Source organism: Actinoallomurus vinaceus (assembly GCF_039542055.1).
Classification (GTDB): Bacteria; Actinomycetota; Actinomycetes; order Streptosporangiales; family Streptosporangiaceae; genus Actinoallomurus; species Actinoallomurus vinaceus.
In genome coordinates this window covers 863,992-881,864 of record NZ_BAABHK010000003.1, presented here as the reverse complement: position 1 = coordinate 881,864, position 17,873 = coordinate 863,992, and the positions used below count along the sequence as shown (strand labels likewise).

Here is a 17,873-nt window from a genome sequence, read left to right as displayed (position 1 = left end):
GGACCAGGTCGGTCAGTTCGCGGTATTGCGGGCCCATGGACAGCCGGGTCTTGATCCATGGTGGTTTGCGTTCGATCGGGGTCGCGGCGTTACGGGCCTCGACACGCAGCAACTTCCGGCCCTCAGGAGATACGGCTGTCACCCGTTCAGGGTATGTCCGGATTCGCCCATGTTGCGCAAGTGGTTGGCATAGTGGACGATCTCCGGGGTGTTTTATGTCGTTCTCACCATACGTAGCTGTCGATCTCTCTAAGGTGACGTGGGTGTCGCGTATAGAGGACGTATGACGGAGGTCAGGCGTGCGAGTGGCCATGACGTACCTCAGGCTTCCGGAGGCCGAGGGCGCAGGCGATCCGGGGACCCGCGCACGCGCGGTGTTCGGGGCCGGGAACTGGCGGGAGAAGCATCCCGTGCTCCCCGTCGCCGGGGCGTGGCAGGCACTGCACTACCTGCTCACCGGTGACCCGTGGGACGGCCCGCACCCGGCCGCGGACGTGGTCTGCGGCGGGCGGCTGCTCACCGAGGACGGTGCCGAGGAGCTCGGCGTCGACGTCATCTACCTGACGGCCGAGCGGGTCAAGCTGGCCGCCGACCACCTCGCCGCGACGGAGTTCGCGAAGGTCGCCGGCCGCTATGACGCCGAGCGGATGGCCGAGCTCGGCGTCCAGGGCGCGGAGGAGTGGGTGGGCGAGCCCGCCGAGGCGATCCGCGACGGGGAGCTGCGCGTGGTGTACGAGCGGCTCACTCGTTTCTTCGAGGCCGCCTCGGCGGAGGGCCAGGCCATCTTCAAGGCGATGGGCTGACCCCGGACGAGGAACCGGCCGGCTACGAGGCGACGGGCCTAACCCGGAAATGGGGCGGGCCACGCTTCGAGGCGACGGGCTGACTCCAGGTGACGGACGGGCCGGCCGCAATGCGATGGGCCGGCCCGGGCGGCGCGTCAGGACGCGACAGGGCCGCCGAGCATCGCCTCCAGCGAGCGGTGCGCGGTCTCCGTGGCGCCGAGCACCTTGGCGAGCCGCTGCTCGGCCAGGCCGAGCGCCTCGGCGACGGTGATGTCGCGTCCGAGCTCGGCGGAGAGCGACGTGGTGCCCGCGTCGCGGATGCCGCAAGGGATGATCCGGTCGAACCATCCCATGTCGCAGTCGCAGTTGATCTCGAACCCGTGCATCGTGACACCGCGTGAGACGCGGATGCCGATCGCGCCGACCTTGCGGTCGGGAACGCCGGGCACCCACACGCCGCTGCGGCCCTCGACCCGCTTGGTGCCGAGCCCGAGGTCGGCGCACGTGTCGATCAGCGCCTCCTCGATCGTACGGACATAGGCGACGACGTCGACGGGCTCCCGCAGTTTGACGATCGGGTAGCCGACCAGCTGGCCGGGGCCGTGCCAGGTGATCTTCCCGCCCCGGTCGACGTCGATCACGGGCGCGCCGGGGTCCCCGATCGGCCGGTCCAGCGGCTCGGTCCGCTTGCCTGCCGTGTAGACCGGCGGGTGCTCCAGCAGCAGGACCACGTCGGGGATCTCGTCGGCGACCCGGCGCTCGTGCAGCCGCCGCTGCAGCTCCCACGCCTCCTCGTACGGGACGGCGCGCTCGCCGAAGCCGGCGTGGATGAAGACCAGGTCGCTCGTGGCGACGGCCGCCGGGCGCTCGCCGACGACCGTGGTGGTGGATTCTTCGCTGGCGCTCACGACGCTCAGCGTACGTCCTCATCGAAGGAGGCCAGCAGCCGAGGCTCGATCCGGGTCTCCTTGACCCCGCCCGCGCCGTCCGCGGCGACCTGGTACGCGCCCTGGCCCGCCACGTAGGTCACCGCCTGGACGAACTCCGTCCCGACGTAGTGCAGCCCGACCGCCTCGTCGGCGGCGTACGCGTCCGGCAGCGTGCCCTCGGCCACGAGCCGCTGCAGCAGCGGCCGGCGTTGCCCGTCGCTGTCGTAGTGGACGCCGCAGGCGTACGGCAGCAGGCCGAGCCCGTCGGTGAGCGGCCGCAGGTCCGGGCCGAAGGAGTCGGTCGTGCCGCCGACGTGCCAGCACAGGGCACCCGCGCTCTGCCCGCAGAGGACGACGCCCGACCGCCAGGCCTCCGCGAACGCGTCGGCGAGGCCGTGCAGCCGCCACAGGGCCAGGAGGTTCGCGACACTCCCGCCGGAGACGTACACGAAGTCCTGGGCGAGCAGGTGCGCCGCCGGGTCCTCGTGGTTCGGCATCGGGAACAGCGCCAGGTGGGTGACCTCGGCGTCCACCCCGGCGAAGGCGGCGTAGAAGCGGGCGACGGCCTCGGTGGAGTCGCCCAGCGCCGTCGCGAGGAAGCACACCCGGGGGCGGTCCTGCCCGGTGAGGTCCAGGGCGTACCGCAGGAGGGGGCCCGGCGTCACACCGTAACGGCCGTCGGGGACGAAGCCGCCACCGCCGATCGCCAGGACGTGCGGTTCACCGTCGGTGCTCATCGCTCGCTCACCCTCCTCACTCCCTCCGCGGGCGGCCTCGTTCCTCGACCGCCCACTCCGCTCGCTGCGTCGGGCTCGCTCGGGCTCATTGCTCGCTCACCCTCCTCACTCGCTCCGCGGGCGGCCTCGTTCCTCGACCGCCCACTCCGCTCGCTGCGTCGGGCTCGCTCGGACTCATGACTCGCTCACGCTCCTTGTTCCCTCCGCGGGCGGCTCGTCCCGCACCGCACCGCCCCGCTCCGCGGGTCGCTCGAGCGCATCGACGCCCTCACCCGATGCGGTCACCCGTCACGGTACGGCCGCGGGCCGGGCGGCGCAGCGGGAGTGGGACGTTTCTTGCGACTTCCTGGACGAGACGACACCTTCCCCGCCGGGAGTCACGGGAGGATGTCGGCGAGCGCGGTGTCGAGGTCCGGATGCCGGAAGCGGAAGCCCGCCGCGGTGAGGCGGGCGGGCAGGATGCGCTGGCTCACGAGGATCCCCTCGTCGGCCAGCCCGTCGAGCGCCAGTCGCAGCACGGCCGGCGGTACGGAGAAGAACGTCGGGCGGTGCAGCGCTCGGCCCAGGGCGGCCGTGTAGGCGGCGTTGGTGACGGGTTCGGGGGCGGTGAGGTTCACCGGGCCCGCGACGTCGCCGTCGATCAGGAAGCGCAGCGCCGCGATCTGGTCGGCGAGGGAGATCCAGCTCATCCACTGGCGGCCGGAGCCGAGCCGCCCGCCGAGCCCGGCGCGGAAGACCGGCAGCAACCGCCCGAGCGCGCCGCCCTCGCGGGCGAGGACGACCCCGGGGCGGGGGAGGACCACCCGGATCCCGGCGTCGGCTGCGGGGGCGGTGGCGGCCTCCCAGTCGCGGCAGAGCGCGGCGAGGAACCCCTCGCCCGAGGGCGAGTCCTCGTCCACCGTACGGTCGCCGGTGTCGCCGTAGTAGCCGCTCGCCGACCCGGACACCAGGACCGCCGGCCCGTCGCGGAGCGCGGCCAGGGCGCGGCAGAGGGTACGGGTGCCCTCGACGCGGCTGTCACGGATCTCCTGCCGGTAGCTGGCGTTCCACCGGCGGTCGCCGATGCCCGCGCCGGCGAGGTGGACGACCGCGTCGACGCCCTCCAGCGAAGCCGTGTCGACCTCTCCGAACGGGTCCCAGCGGATCTCGTCATCGGCCGCGGGCCGGCGTCGTACGAGCCTGAGAACGGTACGGCCCTCGCCGCGCAGCGCGCGAACGAGGGCCGAACCGATGAGTCCGGTCGAACCGGTGATGGCGATCTGCACGATCGCAGCTTAGTTTTCGGCCGTGTCTAAAGGCCGAGTTCGGCCTCGAAGTTGCCTTCCTCAAGGCGGTTCTTCACCGTGGTGAGGAACCGGGCGGCGTCGGCGCCGTCCACCAGGCGGTGGTCGTAGGTCAGCGCGAGGTACACGATCGAGCGCACCGCGATGACCTCGCCCAGCTGCGGGTCCTCGATGACCGCCGGGCGCTTCACGACCGTGCCGGTGCCCAGCATGCCGACCTGCGGCTGGTTGAGGATCGGCGTGTCGAACAGCGCGCCCCGGCTGCCGGTGTTGGTGATCGTGAACGTGCCGCCGGTCACCTCGTCCGGGCTGACCCGGTTGGTGCGGGTGCGCTCGGCGAGGTCGGCGATCCGCTGGGCCAGGCCGCCGAGGTTCAGCTGGCCGGCGTTGTGGACCACCGGGACCATGAGACCCTTCTCGGCGTCCACCGCGATGCCGAGGTTCTCGACGTCGTGGTAGGTGACCTCGTTGGTCTCGGAGTTGATGACGGCGTTGAGCTTCGGGTGCACCTTCAGCGCCTCGACGGCCGCCAGCGCGAAGAACGGCAGGAAGCTGAGCTTCACGCCCTCCCGCGCCTGGAAGTCCGCCTTGGCGCGGTCACGCAGCCGCGCGATCTTGGTGACGTCCGCCTCGACGACCGTCGTCAGCTGCGCCGACACCTGCAGCGACTCGACCATGTGCCGGGCGATCGACTGCCGCGTCCGGGTCATCTTCTCGGTCGTCCCGCGCAGGCGCGACACCTCCGCCGGCACCGTCACGGCCGGACGGGCCGCCGGAGCCGCCGGGGCCTGCGCCGCGGCCGGAGCCGGGGCGGGCTGGGCCGGCGCCGGAACGGCCTGCGGGGCCGGAGCGGCCTGCGGGGCCGGGGCGGGCGGCGGAGCCTGCTTGGCCCGCGCGGCCTCCAGGACGTCCTGCTTGCGGATACGCCCGCCGACGCCGGTGCCCTTGACGCTGGCCAGGTCGACGTCGTGCTCGGCCGCCAGCTTGCGGACGAGCGGCGTGACGTAGGGGCTCTCACCCGACGGCTGCTCGGCGGCCGGCGCGGGCGCCGGGGGCTCCTGCCGCGGCTCCGGCTGCGGCGCGGCGGCGGCCGGCTGCGCGGCCGGGGCGGGCGGCGGCCACGCCGGCGCGGCCGGCTGCTGCGCCGGCTCAGGCTGCGCTGGGGCCGGAGCGGCCTGCGGGGCCGGTGCCGGCTCGGGCTGGGCCTGCTCCTGCTGCGGAGCGGCACCGCCGGCCGCCTCGCCCTCCTCGGCGATGACGGCCAGTTCGGCGCCGACCTCCACGGTCTCGTCCTCGGCGACGGTGATGCTGCTCAGGACACCCGCGGCCGGCGACGGAATCTCGGTGTCGACCTTGTCCGTCGACACCTCGAGAAGCGGCTCGTCGGCCTCGACGCGCTCACCCTCCTTCTTGAGCCAGCGGGTGACGGTGCCCTCGGTCACGCTCTCGCCGAGCTGGGGCATGGTTACGGAGACCGGCATGGTTCTCTGCGACTCCTCTTGATACGTCTTATCGAATGTTGGCAGGTCAGCCGTGGACGTGCAGCGGCTTGCCGGCGAGCGCGAGGTGAGCCTCGCCGATCGCCTCGGACTGGGTCGGATGCGGGTGGATGAGCTGGGCGACCTCGGACGGCAGGGCCTCCCAGTTGTAGATCAGCTGGCCCTCGGTGATGAGCTCGCCGACGCGGCTGCCGACGATGTGCACGCCCAGCACGGGGCCGTCCTTCTGGGCGATCACCTTGACCTCGCCCTGCGTGCCCAGGATCTTGCTCCGGGGGTTGCCGGCCAGGTCGTAGGTGAACTCGACGATGTCGTGGCCCCGCTCCCGGGCGATCGCGGACGTGACGCCCACCGACGCGACCTCGGGCTCGGAGTAGGTGATGCGCGGAACGCCGTCGTAGTCGATCGGCGCGGGGTCCAGACCGCCCAGCCGCTCGGCGACGAGGATGCCCTCGGCGAAGCCGACGTGCGCCAGCTGGAGCGTCGGGACCAGGTCGCCGACCGCGGAGATGGTCGGGACGGTCGTGCGGCAGTAGTCGTCGACCTTGACGAAGCCGCGCTCGGTCTGGACGCCGACCTCCTCCAGGCCCAGGCCCTCGGAGACCGGGCCGCGGCCCACGGCGACGAGCATGAGGTCGGCGTCGAGGGTCTTGCCGCCCTCGAGCGTGACGATGACCCCGGACTCGGTGTGCTTGACGCTCTCGAACCGCGCGCCGAGCTCGAACTTGATGCCGCGCTTGCGGAACGCCCGCTCCAGCCGCTTGGAACTGGACTCCTCCTCCAGCGGCAGAAGGTGCGGGAGCGCCTCGACGATCGTCACCTCGGCGCCGAAGGAGCGCCAGACGCTCGCGAACTCGACGCCGATGACGCCGCCGCCGAGGACCACCACGGACTGCGGGATCCGGTCGAGGACCAGCGCGTGGTCGCTGGAGATGACGCGCTCGCCGTCGATCTCCAGGCCGGGCAGTGACCGGGGCACCGAGCCGGTGGCCAGCACGATGTGCCGGCCCTCGTACGTCGTGTCGCCGACCTGGACCGTGGTGGGACCGGTGAGACGGCCCTCGCCCTCGACGATCGTGATGCCCTTGGACTTGATCAGGCCCGTCAGGCCCTTCACCGTCGTGCTGACGACCTTGTCCTTGTAGGCGTGCACGCCCGGCAGGTCGATGCCCTCGAACCGGGCCTTGATCCCGAACGTGGCCGACTCACGCGTCTGGTCGGCGACCTCGGCGGCGTGCAGCAGCGCCTTGGTCGGGATGCAGCCGCGGTTGAGGCACGTGCCGCCCAGCTTGTCCTTCTCGATGAGCACGACGCTCAGGCCCAGCTCGACCGCCCGCAGGGCGCACGCGTATCCGCCGCTGCCGCCACCTAGGACGACGATGTCGTAGGGGCTATTCGACACAGGACGCTCCTTCGATGCCCGCACGGGCACCTTCGGCCCGGCGCGATTTGTGTTCCGGCACGCATCTTTCCACTTCCGGCCGTCCGGCCGTCACAGCGCCCCGGCGGCGACGTCCTCGGCGACCTGCACGAGCGTGCGCACGGCGGCTCCGGTGCCGCCCTTCGGGGTGTAACCGTACGGCTGGCCCTGGTTGAAGGAGGGACCGGCGATGTCGAGGTGCGCCCAGCGCACCCCGTCCGGCACGAACTCCTTGAGGAAGATGCCGGCCGTGAGCATGCCGCCCCAGCGCTCGCCGCTGATGTTGGCGATGTCGGCGACGGACGAGTCCAGGTTCTTGCGCATGTCCTCGGGCAGCGGCATCGGCCAGGCGGGCTCGCCGGCGCGGCCCGCGGCGTCGACGACCTTCTCGCGCACGTCGTCGTCGTTGGCCATGACGCCGGCCGTACGGGTGCCGAGCGCGACGAGCTGGGCGCCCGTCAGGGTGGCGACGTCGACGATCAGGTCGGGCTCGTCCTCGCCGGCCCGGACGATCGCGTCGGCCATGACGAGGCGGCCCTCGGCGTCGGTGTTGAGCACCTCGACGGTCTTGCCGCCGTAGATGGTGAGAACGTCGGAGGGGCGCTGCGCCGTGCCGCTGGGCATGTTCTCCGCGATCGCGAGGTAGCCGACGGCCTTGACCTTCGGGCCGACCGCCGCGATCGCCTGCAGCGCGCCGAGCACCGCGGCGGCGCCGCCCATGTCGGACTTCATCCAGTCCATGGAGTCGGCGGGCTTCAGCGACAGGCCGCCGGAGTCGAACGTGATGCCCTTGCCGACGAACGCGACCGTCTTGGCCGCCTCGGGGTGCTCGTAGGCGAGCCGGACCAGGCGCGGCGGGTTGACCGAGCCCTGGCCGACCCCCACGATCCCGCCGTAGCCGCCCTCGACCAGCGCCTTCTCGTCGAGGACCTCGACCGACAGGCCGGACTCCTCCCCGACCCGGCGCGCGGCGTCGGCCAGGGCCTCGGGGTTGAGGTCGGACGGCGGGGTGTTGACCAGATCGCGGACCAGGGTCACGGCGTCGGCGAGGGTACGGGCGCGCTCGAGGGCGGCCTCCGCGTCGGCGGTCGCCTCGGCCTCGGACACGACCGTGATCTCCTCGACCGGTTGCTTGTGACCGTCACCGGTCCGGTAGTTCAGGTAGGCGTAGTTGCCGAGCAGGGCGCCGGTCGCCACGGCGGCCACCTCATTCGGGGTGGCGGCGGGCAGCAGGACCGCGACCGAGCCGGAACCGGCGAGCGAGCGCAGCGCGGCACCCGCGGCCCGGCGCAGGGCCTCGTCGTCGTACGACTCGCCCAGCCCGGCGGCCACCACCAGCGGAGCGGCCAGATTGCCGAGCGTCGGCACCTTGGTGACCTCTCCCGCCTTGCCGGCGGCACCCAACCCGCTGAGCGCGTCGATCAGCCGGCCCTGGAAGGCCTGGTCGACCCCTGCGGCACCAGGCGCCAACGCCGGGCCGGAGTCGTCGGACACGACACCGATCACGATGGCGTCGACATCAAGGGAAGCGGATTCTGCGCTGGCAAGGCTGAGGTTCGTCACACAGCCCGATGGTAGTCCTGCCCAGTAGTTCTTTGTTCGGATGGCCGGGAGTTCGGTGATCTTCGGCGGGCGCTGGGAAGGACGTACGTTGCCGGCTCGTCGAATACCATTCGTCGAATGGCCGGCCGCGGGCCACGTCCTGCCGCGCGCGATCGCGGACCGGTTCCCTCGACCCCGTCGTCCTGGGAGATCGAGGGTCGCCTCTGGCCGAGGGGAAGCGGCTAGCGGCGACTCGTCCCCAGGACGGCGGCCCGCGGAGCGCCGTCGCATGTTCCGTGGCCACGGCGCGTTCCGCGACCGGCGCGGGAGCTCCACGTGGACGCTCCCGCGCCACCACCGACGGCGCATCCCGGCGCTCAAGCCGCGCGCCGGGACACGGACGTCGAACAAGCCGCGCCGGGCGGGCACAGCGCCTCGATCTCCGCCGCGCTCTTGCACGCACGGCATCGCCAAGGTCACCGGCATCGTTGAGCCACGGATGAGCCTTAGGCCGGGCACGGCGGCCCGTGGCATCGCCCGGACCACGGATCGCTCAGGCGACGGACATGGATCGCTCAGGCGATGGACATCACGAGAAGCGCCGCGGTGACCGACGTCTCGACGAGAGCGCCGAGGACGTCACCGGTGACGCCTCCGAGGCGGCGTACGGCGTGCCGGAGCAGCGCCGCCGCGGCCAGGAGCCCGGCAGCCACCGCGACCGGGGCGAGGACGGCCGGACGCACGCCTCCCGCGAGCAGGCCCGCGACGGCCGCCGCCACCACGACGGCCACCGTGGCGGCGACCGCGTCCCGGCGCCGTACCGTCCGGGCGACCAGCGCGCCGAGCCCATCCGGGCGAGCGGGGGGCACCGTCTCGCGACAGGCCCAGGTCACCGCGAGCCGCCCGGTGACCGCGGCGACCGTCACGGCGACCGCCCGGTGGGGCGCCTGCGCCAGGGCGGCGACCTGGATCAGCAGGGTGAGCAGGAGGGTGATCACCCCGAACGGCCCGATGTCGGACCGCTTCATGATCGACAAGGCGTCGCCGGCGGGGCGCCCGCTGCCCAGACCGTCGGCGAGGTCGGCGAGGCCGTCCAGGTGCAGGCCGCGGGTGAGCAGCGCGGTCGCCGCGACGGCCAGGGCCGCGCCGAGCAGCGGGCCGGCGCCGAGCAGGCCTGCCACGGAGAGCACCAGCGCCGCCGCCGCACCGACGATGAGCCCGGCCACGGGGGCGAGCGTCATCGCCCGGCGGGCGGTCTCCCGGTCGACGCGGCCGCACCGGACCGGTACGACGGTGAGCAGCGACACCGCGAGCCGCAGCCCGTCGCCGCCCGCGATCCGCTTCTCGTCAGATCTCATGGCGTCCTCCGCTCCCGTGGCGTCCTCGGGGCTCACGGTGTCGTACGCGCCCGTGCCCGGATCTCATGGCGTCCTGGCCGATCACGGCAGATCGATGACGCGGCCGGCGACGACGAGGGCGGTCTCCTCCGACTCGGCGGCCAGGCGCTGGTTGAGCCGTCCCAGCGTGTCACGGAACGCGCGCCCGCTCGCGGTGTCGGGGACGACCGACAGGCCGACCTCGTCGCTGACCGCGACGACGTGCGCCTGCGTGGACCGCCAGGCGTCGACCAGTTCGTTCAGCCGCGGGACGACCGCCTGCGGGTACTCCCAGGCGCCCAGCGCGTCGAACACGGCCGTCAGCCAGGTTCCCATGCCGTCGATGAGGAGCGTGCCGGCCGAGCCGCGCAGCAGGCCCGCGAGGTCGATCGTCTCGGCGGTCTCCCACCAGCGGGGACGGCGTCGCCGGTGCGCGGTGATCCGGTCGCGCCACTCCGGGTCGTCCGCGTGCATGATCCCGGTCGCGACGTACGTCACGTCCGGGTGGGCCATCACCCGCAGCTCGGCCTCCTCCGACTTCCCGGACCGGGCGCCGCCCAGGATCAGCGACCGCCACGGTCCGGACGCCGGGCGGGTCCACAGGCCGATCCGGCGGTCGAGTTCGGCGGGGGAGGGGACGCGGTGGTCGACGTGGACGGCCTCGACGCGCGTCGCGTCGGTCACCGCTCCGGCGCGCCGGAGCCGCCCCAGGTGCGACGGGTCGCCGATCAGGTCGAGGAGCACGGCGTCGTACGGCTCGGGTCCGGCGGGCTCGGGACGGGCGCCCGGACGGGCCGCGAACAGGACCCGGTGCCCGCGCGGCGTGCGGACGTCGTATCCGCCGGGCACCTGGCGCCGGCGGCACTGGTCGAGCGGCACGCCGTCGAGGAGCACATGGGTCGGTTCGATCCGGCGGCGAGCGGCGCGCATCCGGGTGCAGGACGCGCAGCGGCAGCCGGGCTCGGGCCAGCCGCGCGGCCCGGCCGTGCCGAGCAGGTGGATCTCCATGCCGTCCATCACGCGCTCCGGTCGCCGGGCCCGGCCGCGGCCTCGAACGCCGCCCGGCGGGCGGCCCGGCGCAGTGCGAGCAGCACCGGACGGCCGGTGACGGCCACCAGGATCGCCGTGAAGATCGCTCGTGGCAGGTCGAAGCCCAGGGAGGTGGTGAGGCTGAACGCGACGAACCTCCCGAGATTGTCGGCGAGCGGAGCGCCCGGGTGGTAGGAGATCGAACTCGACATTCCCCCCACAAATGGCCACAACCCCAGATTCTGCAACCAGCCATAGGCGAACGCGGCCACCGCTCCGTACCCCGCGAGCATCGCGATCTCCACCCGCCCCCCGGCGCGCGGCAGGCACCCGGCGAAGAACCCCACCCACGCCGCCCCGAGGATCTGGTACGGCAGCCAGGGGCCGACGCCGGCCGTGATCAGGGCGCTGGCGAACATCGTCACCGCCCCCAGCAGGAAGCCGAACCCGCGCCCCAGCACCCGCCCGCCGTGCACGAGGACGAAGAACATCGGCTCGAAGCCCGCGACGTTCGTGCCCAGCGGCCGGAGCGCCGCACCGATCGCCCCGAGCACGCCCAGCAGCGCGACGGCCTTCGCGTCGATCCCGCCCTCGGCGATCTCGGCGAGCGCCACGGCGAGCAGGAGGGGAAGCAGCAGCACGAACATCCACGGGGCGACGCTCGACTGGGCGATCCGCGCGCCGGGCGTGACGAACAGCGGCCAGCAGAACGCCGCCGCGCCCGCGACCGACACCAGGAACAGCGCGGCCCCCGACCGCGCCCGCAGGCGGATCGCCGTCACGCCCATGCGGGCACCGTCCCGAACCACGGCCGCGAGCAGATCGGACTCAAGCCCATGCCATCGCCTCCCGCGCCTGATCCACCGTGAGGATCGGAAGCGGGGCGAGGATCTTGCCGACCTGCGGGGCGAAGGCGGGGGAGCCCACCACGACCTCGCCGGTCGGCCCGTCGGCGACGATCTCGCCCTCGGCGACGACGACCGTGCGCGTCGCGATCTCGGCGACCAGTTCGACGTCGTGACTGGCCAGGACGACCGCGTGGCCGTCGGCGGCGAGATCGCGGACGATCTCCACGAGGCGGCTCTTGGCGGTGTAGTCGAGGCCGCGTGTCGGCTCGTCGAGCAGGACCAGCGGCGGCCGCCCGGTGAGGATGACGGCCAGCGCGAGCGCCAGCCGCCGCCCCTCCGAGAGATCGCGCGGGTGGAGCGTGTCGTCGACACCGGGCGCGAGACGGTCGAGGAGGGCGCGGCAGGCGCCCGGCTCCGCCCCCATGTCGCGGTCGGCGGCGGCGCACTCGGCCGCGACCGTCTCGGCGTACAGCAGGTCGGCGGCGTCCTGCGGGACGAGACCGGCCTTCCGCACCATGACCCGCGGCGGCGTCTCGTACGGCACCACGTCCCCGACCCGGGCCTGCCCGCCGGACGGGCGGACCAGGCCGACCAGGGCGGCGAGCAGCGAGGACTTGCCCGCGCCGTTCCGCCCCATGAGCGCGATCACCTCTCCCGGCGCGACGGACAGATCGACACCGCGCAGCGCCGTCACCGGGCCGTACCGGACCTCCAGCCCGCGAACCGAGGCCGGCACCCCGCCGGCTTCGCGCCCGCGCGACGGCGCGTCCCCGAGACCCTCCCGGAGGGAAGAACCGGTACGCCGGTCATCCCGCACGGGCAGTGGTGCGTCGGCGGGGCGTTCGCGGTAGGCAGCGCCCGTACGCCGGTCGTCCCGCACGGGCGGCGCCGCGGGCGGCTGCGCGTCGGCGGGGCGTTCGGGGTGGGGAGCGCCGGTGCTCCGGGGGTCGTGCACGGGCGTGGGCGGCCGTGCGTCGGCGAGGCGCTCGCGGAGGGAGGCGGCGGCACGCCGGGCGTCTCGTACGGACAGGGGGAGCGGTGACCAGCCCGCCAGGCGGCCCAGCCGGATTACGGGCGGCGCGACCGGGGACTCCGCCATGATCGCCGCGGTCGGGCCGTACGCCGGCGGCGATCCGTCGCCGGACAGCAGCAGCGTCGTGTCGGCCAGGTGGACCACCCGTTCGAGCCGGTGCTCGGCGAGGATCACCGTCAGGCCCAGGTCGTGCACCAGACGCTGCAGTGTCGCCAGGACGTCCTCGGCCCCCACCGGGTCCAGGGCGGACGTCGGCTCGTCCAGGACGAGGACCCTCGGATGCGTGGTCAGCACCGAGCCGATCGCCACCCGCTGCGCCTGACCGCCGGACAGCGTGCTCAGCGGCCGGTCCCGCAGCCCGGCCAGCCCGAGCAGGTCCAGGGTCTCCTCGACGCGCCGGCGCATGACGTCCGGAGCCAGGCCGAGGGATTCCATCCCGTACGCCAGCTCCTCCTCGACGACATCCGAGACGAACCCGGCACGTGGGTCCTGCCCGACGTAGCCGACGACGTCGGCCAGCTCACGCGGCGGATGATCCCGGGTGTCCCGTCCCGCGACGGTCACGCGGCCGGTCAGCACGCCGCCGGTGAAGTGCGGGACCAGGCCGTTCACGGCGCGCAGCAGCGTGGACTTGCCAGTCCCGGTCCGCCCGGCGACGAGGCACAGCTCGCCCTCCTCGATCTCCAGGTCGACGTCCGTGAGGACCGGCGTCGTGCCGTAGCGGAAGCCGACCCGGTCGAACCGGATCATGCCCTGCTCCCCGCGAGGAGGACCGGGGCGAGGGCGAGCAGCACACCGGCGGCCGGCAGCGGCGGAAGCCCGGGCGCGGTCCCCGGCGGGGGCCGCAGGCCGTCCGCGCCGACGAGACCCGCGACGGTCATCGCGGCGGCGGCCAGTACACCGGAGCCGCCGGTCGCCCACTCGGGCAGCGCCCACGGGTCAGGGCGGTAGCGGGTCCGCGGCGAGCGGCGACCGCCGAGCCACAGCCCGGCCGCCGCGCAGACCGATCCGAGGACCAGCATCGGCGCCCCGAGCACCGCGGGCGCCTGCCCGTCCAGCAGCCCGTACAGCCCGGCGCACACCGCGAGCAGCCCGCCCAGGACCAGCGCCGCGGTGGCCCGCCGTCGCGCCCGCGGCACGGCGGCCGTGCGGCCGTACCCGCGCGCGTCCATCGCGGCGGCCAGCTGCACCGACCGGTCCAGCGCGCCTTCCAGCACCGGCATGGCGAGGCGCCCCAGGCCGCGGATGCCGCGGACGGAGCGGCCGCGCAGACGCTGCGCGTCCCGCACCCGCCGTACGTGCGCCACCGCCTGCGGCGCGAACGTCATCGCCACCACCACCGCGACGCCCACCTCGTACAGGGCCCCGGGAACGGACTTCAGCAGCCGGCTCGGCGCCGCCAGCGCGTTGGCGGCTCCCACGCAGACCAGAACGGTCGCGAGCCGCAGTGCGTCGTACCCCGCGACGGCCAGGCCCTCGGCGGTCACCGGCCCGCCGACGCGGATCCCCGCCAGCCACGACGGCAGGGTCACCGAGGGCAGCGTGACCAGCGTCGTTCCCGAGACCTGCGCCACGAACAGCGCGCCGAACACCACCCGGATGACGATCACGACCAGCCCGATCCGCAGGAACATCCCGTACGCCCGCGCCCACGGGTCGTCGGTGCGGCGCACCGCGACGACCGTCCCGGTGACCGCGCCGACCAGCAGGAGGAGCAGGGGGTTGGTCGTCCGCGTGGCCGCCGTCGCGAGCCCCAGCGCCCACAGCCACCAGGCGCCGGGGTGCAGCCGCCGGTTCATCGGCGGGACCGGCGCCACGCGACCGCCCCGCCGCCCGCGGCGACCAGCACGACCAGCCCGATCCCGGTGTACAGGCCGACCGGGGTGCCGGACCCGCCCTTGCCCTTCTTCCCGGCGGCAGGCGACGCGGTCGCGTTCAGGGTGATGCGACCGGGTGTACCGCACGGCCCGAACGCGTCGATGGCGCAGATCAGCCCGCTCTTGTCGGTCTGTGCCCGCAGGCCGGCCGCCGCGAGGACGTCCGTGCCCGTGGCCGTCTCCGGAACGGTCGCGCAGGCCCGTACGGCGGTCTGCGGATGCTGGTCCTTCGGGGCGTCGGCGGGCTCGCCGAAGTCGGCCACGACGGCGACGCGTTTCTTGCCCGCCGGAGCGGACCCAGGGCCGCAGATCGCGGCGAAGTCCGGCTTGTCGCGCGGAGGGGTGCCGGTGTTGCCGCTGGACTTGGCGAACCGCCAGCCCTCGACCGCGCCGTCCTTGGGATGGGCCTGGGCCGGGCCCGTGGCGGCGAAGGCCCATTTGTCGCCCTTCGCCTGCCAGTACCCCCAGAACGCCAGGGCGTCGGCGTGCGCTGCGGGCATGGGCGCGAACATCAGGGCTGAGGCGAGGAGACCGGCTGCTGCGACCTTCGGCATGGGCGCCTTTCTGAGGGCAGGGCGGTCCCCGGTGAAGCGGGCGCACCAAGTGCCGCACGCGCCCGGACTCCATCCGCAGACCACGACGGAACAACGGAGCCGCTCGCGCCGGCGCGGGCATTCCGGCTCGCCGCCGGGCGGGCGCCCGGGCGGCCTACGGTTGCGGGTCAGCGCCGGACTTGGACCGGCTTCCCCCGCGACGGCGCGTGTGCTGCTGCCGACGAGTTGACCACGGCGCGCTGAACACGTCAAAACCGGGCAACGGTAGCGTCTCTGATTGGCTAAGCGTTCTTGAGGACTCCTCAGGAACGGTGCCCGACTGGAGGCCGGTATGTGCCAATCGTCTTCGTGCCCTGGTGCCGTTGGACAAGCCGTCGGCCCGCGTGGCACGTCCCTCCGGACGCCGTCGGTCCAGCGTGCACGGCTATCGGACCGAGGAGGGTGCCCCGCGTCGCCTGGGCACGGGGCGTGCTGATGTCAGAATGTTACCACGTGATCGCAAAGGGTGACTGAAGAAGAAGTGGACCGACCATGAACGACGTGCCCCGAGATCCCTGGCAGCCGCCAGAGGGCGCGCCGCCGCCCGTGCCGGGTCCGTACCCGCCTGCCGGCGGCGGACCGGCGTACGGACCGCCGCCGGGGCCGTACGGGCCGGGTGCGCCGTACGGAGCGTACGGGCCGGGCATGCCGCCGGGAGGACCGGCGCCGTACGGCACTCCGCCCGGTGGCCGGGGTGGCCGTGGCGGGCTGATCATCGGACTGGTCGCGGGCGGGCTGGTCCTGGTCGTCGGCGTGGCGGTCACCGCCTTCCTGCTGTTCCGCAAGGACGGCGGCGGCGATCGGGCGGGCACGCTGCCCGGCGGGGTCACGGTGACCATGGACGCCGGCGGCACCGTGACGATGGCCGCCGCGGGGGTGTCCCGTCCGGTGGTGGACGTCTACGAGGACCTCCAGTGTCCGCCCTGCAAGACGGTCCACGACGTCAACGACGCGACCCTCAGGAGCCTTGCGAAGGAACGCAAGGCCAAGGTCGTCTACCACCCCATGGTGATCTTCATCGCCGAGCCGATGGCGAGCAGCTCCACGCGCGCGGCGGCCGCGGCCTGGTGCGCCCCCGACGGCGTCCGCTGGCTCGCCTACGTGGATCAGCTGTTCGCACACCAGCCGGCGGAGAGCTCGAACGGATACCCCGTCGCCGACCTGGTGTCGTACGGCTCCGAGGCCGGCATCACCAGCGCCGACTTCGCCTCCTGCGTGCGCGGCCAGCGGTTCGCCTCGGACGTGCGGACGTGGAGTCGGGAGGCGATCCAGAGCGGCATCTCGGGCACGCCGACCGTCATGGTGAACAACACGAGGCTGACCACGAGTGACATGCTGAGCGCGGACGGGCTGCGGCACGCGGTCGAGGCCGCCCGCTGAGCCGGACGAGCCCGGCGGAGAGTGAGGAGAGCGATGCCCTGGAGCTGGCGGTACGAGAAGGCCGACGGGACGCCGGTGGAGCCCCCCGGCTTCGGCGAGGAGACCTGGACCACGCAGGCCGACGCGGAGTCCTGGGTGGGGGAGAACTGGCGGAGCCTTCTGGCGGCGGGCGTCGACCAGGTCACCCTGCTGGAGGACGGGCGCAAGGAGTACGGCCCCATGAGCCTGCACCCCGAAGGCGGCTGATCGCGGACGCGGGCGAGCCGGCACCCACCCGGCCGCGTCCGCGGCGACGGTAGTCCTGACCTGTGCCTTCTCCCCTTTCACGCCATGTCGCGGAGTAGGGTGACAACCATGGCGGGTAACCCTCGCACGACGCCCGTACCGATGGGATAGGCCGGTGACAGCCGTCGCCGGCATCGGCTCCGGACGGCTTCGGCAGGCGGCCTGCGCGGGGTCGTGGATCCTGGTCACCGCCGCCCTGTACTACGGGACGGCGAGGTTGGGGCTGCTGCTGGCCCTCGTGCATGAGCAGGTCACGCCACTCTGGCTGCCGACCGGCGTCGCCGTCTGCTGCCTGATGATGCTCGGCCTGCGGACCTGGCCGGGCATCGCCCTCGCCGCGTTCGCGGTGAACGCCGCGATCGGCCCGACGCTGCCCGCCGTCCTGATGATCACCGCGGGCAACACTCTCGCCCCTGTGTGCTCCTTTCTCCTGCTGCGCAGGGTGGGCTTCCGCTGCGAGATGGACCGGCTGAGAGACGCCCTGGCGCTGATCTTCCTCGGCGCCTTCACGGGCATGCTCGTCAGCGCCACCGTGGGGGCGATGGCCCTGGCGCTGGCCGGAGCGGTGCCCGCCCAGCGACTGCTCTCGACGCTGGCGGTGTGGTGGACCGGCGACACGATGGGCGTCCTCGTGGTGGTGCCGCTGGTGATGGCCGTCCGGCATACGGGCCTGCCCAGGTTCGGCGCGGCCCGCTGGGCGGAGGCCGCGGCGCTGGTCGCCGGCACGCTGGGCGTCGCGGTGTTCGTCACCCAGGTCTCGTTCCACCTGCTGTTCCTCGTCTTCCCCTTCCTGATCTGGGCCGCCTTCCGCTTCGGGCACCTCGGCGCGGCGTCCTGCGTCCTCATCGTCTCGGTCAGCGCGACGTTCGCCGCGGTGCACAAGGCCGATCCGTTCGTGGCCGGCGGGCTGCTGCGCGCCATGGTGAACCTGCAGCTGTTCAACGGCACGGTCGCGCTGACGACGTTCCTGCTCGCCGCGGTGATCACCGAACGCGACCTCGCGCGGCAGGATCTGGAGCACGTGGCCGAGCACCTCACCAGCATGGCCGCCGAGCTCGAGCGCGGCCAGCTGACGCTCAAGACCATGGTCCTGGACGTTCTCCGCGCCCGGCACGGAGCGGTGGCGCGAGCCCTCCGGACGGACCGGGAGTCCGGCCGGGGCGTGGACGACCCGACCGCACGGGGCCGCCGCCGAGCATGACGGCACCACGACCTGCCGCCGAGAGACGCACTAGCCCACGCGCGGCCGAGAGACAG

At 73.6% G+C, this 17,873-nt stretch carries 16 protein-coding genes and 1 pseudogene; 4 read left to right on the top strand and 13 right to left on the bottom strand.

Features of this window, described 5'->3' with window-relative positions:
• Positions 1 to 142: pseudogene (locus ABEA24_RS15175) on the bottom strand (lipoyl synthase); the annotation flags it as partial.
• Positions 143 to 299: 157 nt separating this feature from the next.
• Between ABEA24_RS15175 and ABEA24_RS15170 the strand changes: the two are divergent.
• Positions 300 to 803 carry a DUF1877 family protein gene (locus ABEA24_RS15170; RefSeq protein WP_345431424.1) on the top strand — a complete coding sequence of 168 codons (504 nt, stop codon included), beginning with the start codon at positions 300 to 302 and terminating at the stop codon, positions 801 to 803.
• Between the two features lie 137 nt (positions 804 to 940).
• Here ABEA24_RS15170 and lipB read toward each other — a convergent pair whose 3' ends face one another.
• The 12 genes from lipB to ABEA24_RS15110 form a co-directional block, all read right to left on the bottom strand.
• Positions 941 to 1,624, bottom strand: coding sequence for a lipoyl(octanoyl) transferase LipB (gene lipB, locus ABEA24_RS15165; RefSeq protein ID WP_345431459.1), 684 nt, complete (start codon positions 1,622 to 1,624; stop codon positions 941 to 943).
• A 74-nt stretch (positions 1,625 to 1,698) separates the two neighbouring features.
• Positions 1,699 to 2,451: a Type 1 glutamine amidotransferase-like domain-containing protein gene (locus tag ABEA24_RS15160; RefSeq protein ID WP_345431423.1), complete on the bottom strand. Its 753-nt coding sequence runs from the start codon at positions 2,449 to 2,451 to the stop codon at positions 1,699 to 1,701.
• 377 nt (positions 2,452 to 2,828) lie between these two features.
• Positions 2,829 to 3,716 (bottom strand): TIGR01777 family oxidoreductase, encoded by an 888-nt coding sequence (locus tag ABEA24_RS15155; RefSeq protein ID WP_345431422.1) that lies wholly within the window; start codon positions 3,714 to 3,716, stop codon positions 2,829 to 2,831.
• Between the two features lie 26 nt (positions 3,717 to 3,742).
• Positions 3,743 to 5,215, bottom strand: a complete 1,473-nt coding sequence (locus ABEA24_RS15150) for a 2-oxo acid dehydrogenase subunit E2 (RefSeq protein ID WP_345431421.1) — start codon at positions 5,213 to 5,215, stop codon at positions 3,743 to 3,745.
• A gap of 46 nt (positions 5,216 to 5,261) precedes the next feature.
• On the bottom strand, positions 5,262 to 6,635 hold the full coding sequence (gene lpdA / locus ABEA24_RS15145) for a dihydrolipoyl dehydrogenase (RefSeq protein WP_345431420.1): 1,374 nt from the start codon (positions 6,633 to 6,635) through the stop codon (positions 5,262 to 5,264).
• A gap of 90 nt (positions 6,636 to 6,725) precedes the next feature.
• Complete coding sequence (locus ABEA24_RS15140; protein WP_345431419.1) at positions 6,726 to 8,216, bottom strand: leucyl aminopeptidase; 1,491 nt, start codon at positions 8,214 to 8,216, stop codon at positions 6,726 to 6,728.
• A 554-nt stretch (positions 8,217 to 8,770) separates the two neighbouring features.
• A complete protein-coding gene (cobS, locus tag ABEA24_RS15135; protein ID WP_345431418.1) occupies positions 8,771 to 9,553 on the bottom strand; it encodes an adenosylcobinamide-GDP ribazoletransferase in 783 nt (260 codons plus the stop codon).
• 81 nt (positions 9,554 to 9,634) lie between these two features.
• Positions 9,635 to 10,588 (bottom strand): bifunctional adenosylcobinamide kinase/adenosylcobinamide-phosphate guanylyltransferase, encoded by a 954-nt coding sequence (locus ABEA24_RS15130; RefSeq protein ID WP_345431417.1) that lies wholly within the window; start codon positions 10,586 to 10,588, stop codon positions 9,635 to 9,637.
• Positions 10,588 to 11,388, bottom strand: coding sequence for an ECF transporter S component (locus tag ABEA24_RS15125; protein WP_345431416.1), 801 nt, complete (start codon positions 11,386 to 11,388; stop codon positions 10,588 to 10,590). Before ABEA24_RS15125 ends, ABEA24_RS15130 begins: the two co-directional genes overlap by 1 nt.
• A 40-nt stretch (positions 11,389 to 11,428) precedes the next feature.
• Entirely contained in the window at positions 11,429 to 13,231 is a 1,803-nt protein-coding gene (locus ABEA24_RS15120) for an ABC transporter ATP-binding protein (RefSeq protein WP_345431415.1), read from the bottom strand.
• Complete coding sequence (locus ABEA24_RS15115) at positions 13,228 to 14,280, bottom strand: energy-coupling factor transporter transmembrane component T family protein (RefSeq protein ID WP_345431414.1); 1,053 nt, start codon at positions 14,278 to 14,280, stop codon at positions 13,228 to 13,230. The genes ABEA24_RS15120 and ABEA24_RS15115 overlap by 4 nt, the downstream gene beginning before the upstream one ends.
• The gene (locus tag ABEA24_RS15110; protein ID WP_345431413.1) at positions 14,277 to 14,912 is read right to left on the bottom strand and encodes an SCO2322 family protein; all 636 of its coding nucleotides are present in this window, start codon (positions 14,910 to 14,912) and stop codon (positions 14,277 to 14,279) included. The genes ABEA24_RS15115 and ABEA24_RS15110 overlap by 4 nt, the downstream gene beginning before the upstream one ends.
• Before the next feature lie 531 nt (positions 14,913 to 15,443).
• On the opposite strand from ABEA24_RS15110, the gene ABEA24_RS15105 reads away from it, so the two are divergent.
• The 3 genes from ABEA24_RS15105 to ABEA24_RS15095 all read left to right on the top strand — a co-directional run bounded on the left by ABEA24_RS15105 (position 15,444) and on the right by ABEA24_RS15095 (position 17,817).
• Positions 15,444 to 16,331 (top strand): DsbA family protein, encoded by an 888-nt coding sequence (locus ABEA24_RS15105; RefSeq protein ID WP_345431412.1) that lies wholly within the window; start codon positions 15,444 to 15,446, stop codon positions 16,329 to 16,331.
• A 33-nt stretch (positions 16,332 to 16,364) separates the two neighbouring features.
• Positions 16,365 to 16,577 (top strand): hypothetical protein, encoded by a 213-nt coding sequence (locus ABEA24_RS15100; protein ID WP_345431411.1) that lies wholly within the window; start codon positions 16,365 to 16,367, stop codon positions 16,575 to 16,577.
• A 154-nt stretch (positions 16,578 to 16,731) separates the two neighbouring features.
• A complete protein-coding gene (locus tag ABEA24_RS15095) occupies positions 16,732 to 17,817 on the top strand; it encodes an MASE1 domain-containing protein (RefSeq protein WP_345431410.1) in 1,086 nt (361 codons plus the stop codon).
• The last annotated feature ends 56 nt before the right edge of the window (positions 17,818 to 17,873 follow it).

Excerpts from the sequence above, each read along its gene's own strand:
- ABEA24_RS15160 (WP_345431423.1), bottom strand. The coding sequence starts at position 2,451 with ATGAGCACCGACGGTGAACCGCACGTCCTGGCGATCGGCGGTGGCGGC.
- ABEA24_RS15150 (WP_345431421.1), bottom strand. The coding sequence starts at position 5,215 with ATGCCGGTCTCCGTAACCATGCCCCAGCTCGGCGAGAGCGTGACCGAG.
- cobS (WP_345431418.1), bottom strand. The coding sequence starts at position 9,553 with ATGAGATCTGACGAGAAGCGGATCGCGGGCGGCGACGGGCTGCGGCTC.
- ABEA24_RS15130 (WP_345431417.1), bottom strand. The coding sequence starts at position 10,588 with ATGGACGGCATGGAGATCCACCTGCTCGGCACGGCCGGGCCGCGCGGC.
- ABEA24_RS15125 (WP_345431416.1), bottom strand. The coding sequence starts at position 11,388 with ATGGGCGTGACGGCGATCCGCCTGCGGGCGCGGTCGGGGGCCGCGCTG.
- ABEA24_RS15120 (WP_345431415.1), bottom strand. The coding sequence starts at position 13,231 with ATGATCCGGTTCGACCGGGTCGGCTTCCGCTACGGCACGACGCCGGTC.
- ABEA24_RS15115 (WP_345431414.1), bottom strand. The coding sequence starts at position 14,280 with ATGAACCGGCGGCTGCACCCCGGCGCCTGGTGGCTGTGGGCGCTGGGG.
- ABEA24_RS15110 (WP_345431413.1), bottom strand. The coding sequence starts at position 14,912 with ATGCCGAAGGTCGCAGCAGCCGGTCTCCTCGCCTCAGCCCTGATGTTC.
- ABEA24_RS15105 (WP_345431412.1), top strand. The coding sequence starts at position 15,444 with ATGAACGACGTGCCCCGAGATCCCTGGCAGCCGCCAGAGGGCGCGCCG.
- ABEA24_RS15100 (WP_345431411.1), top strand. The coding sequence starts at position 16,365 with ATGCCCTGGAGCTGGCGGTACGAGAAGGCCGACGGGACGCCGGTGGAG.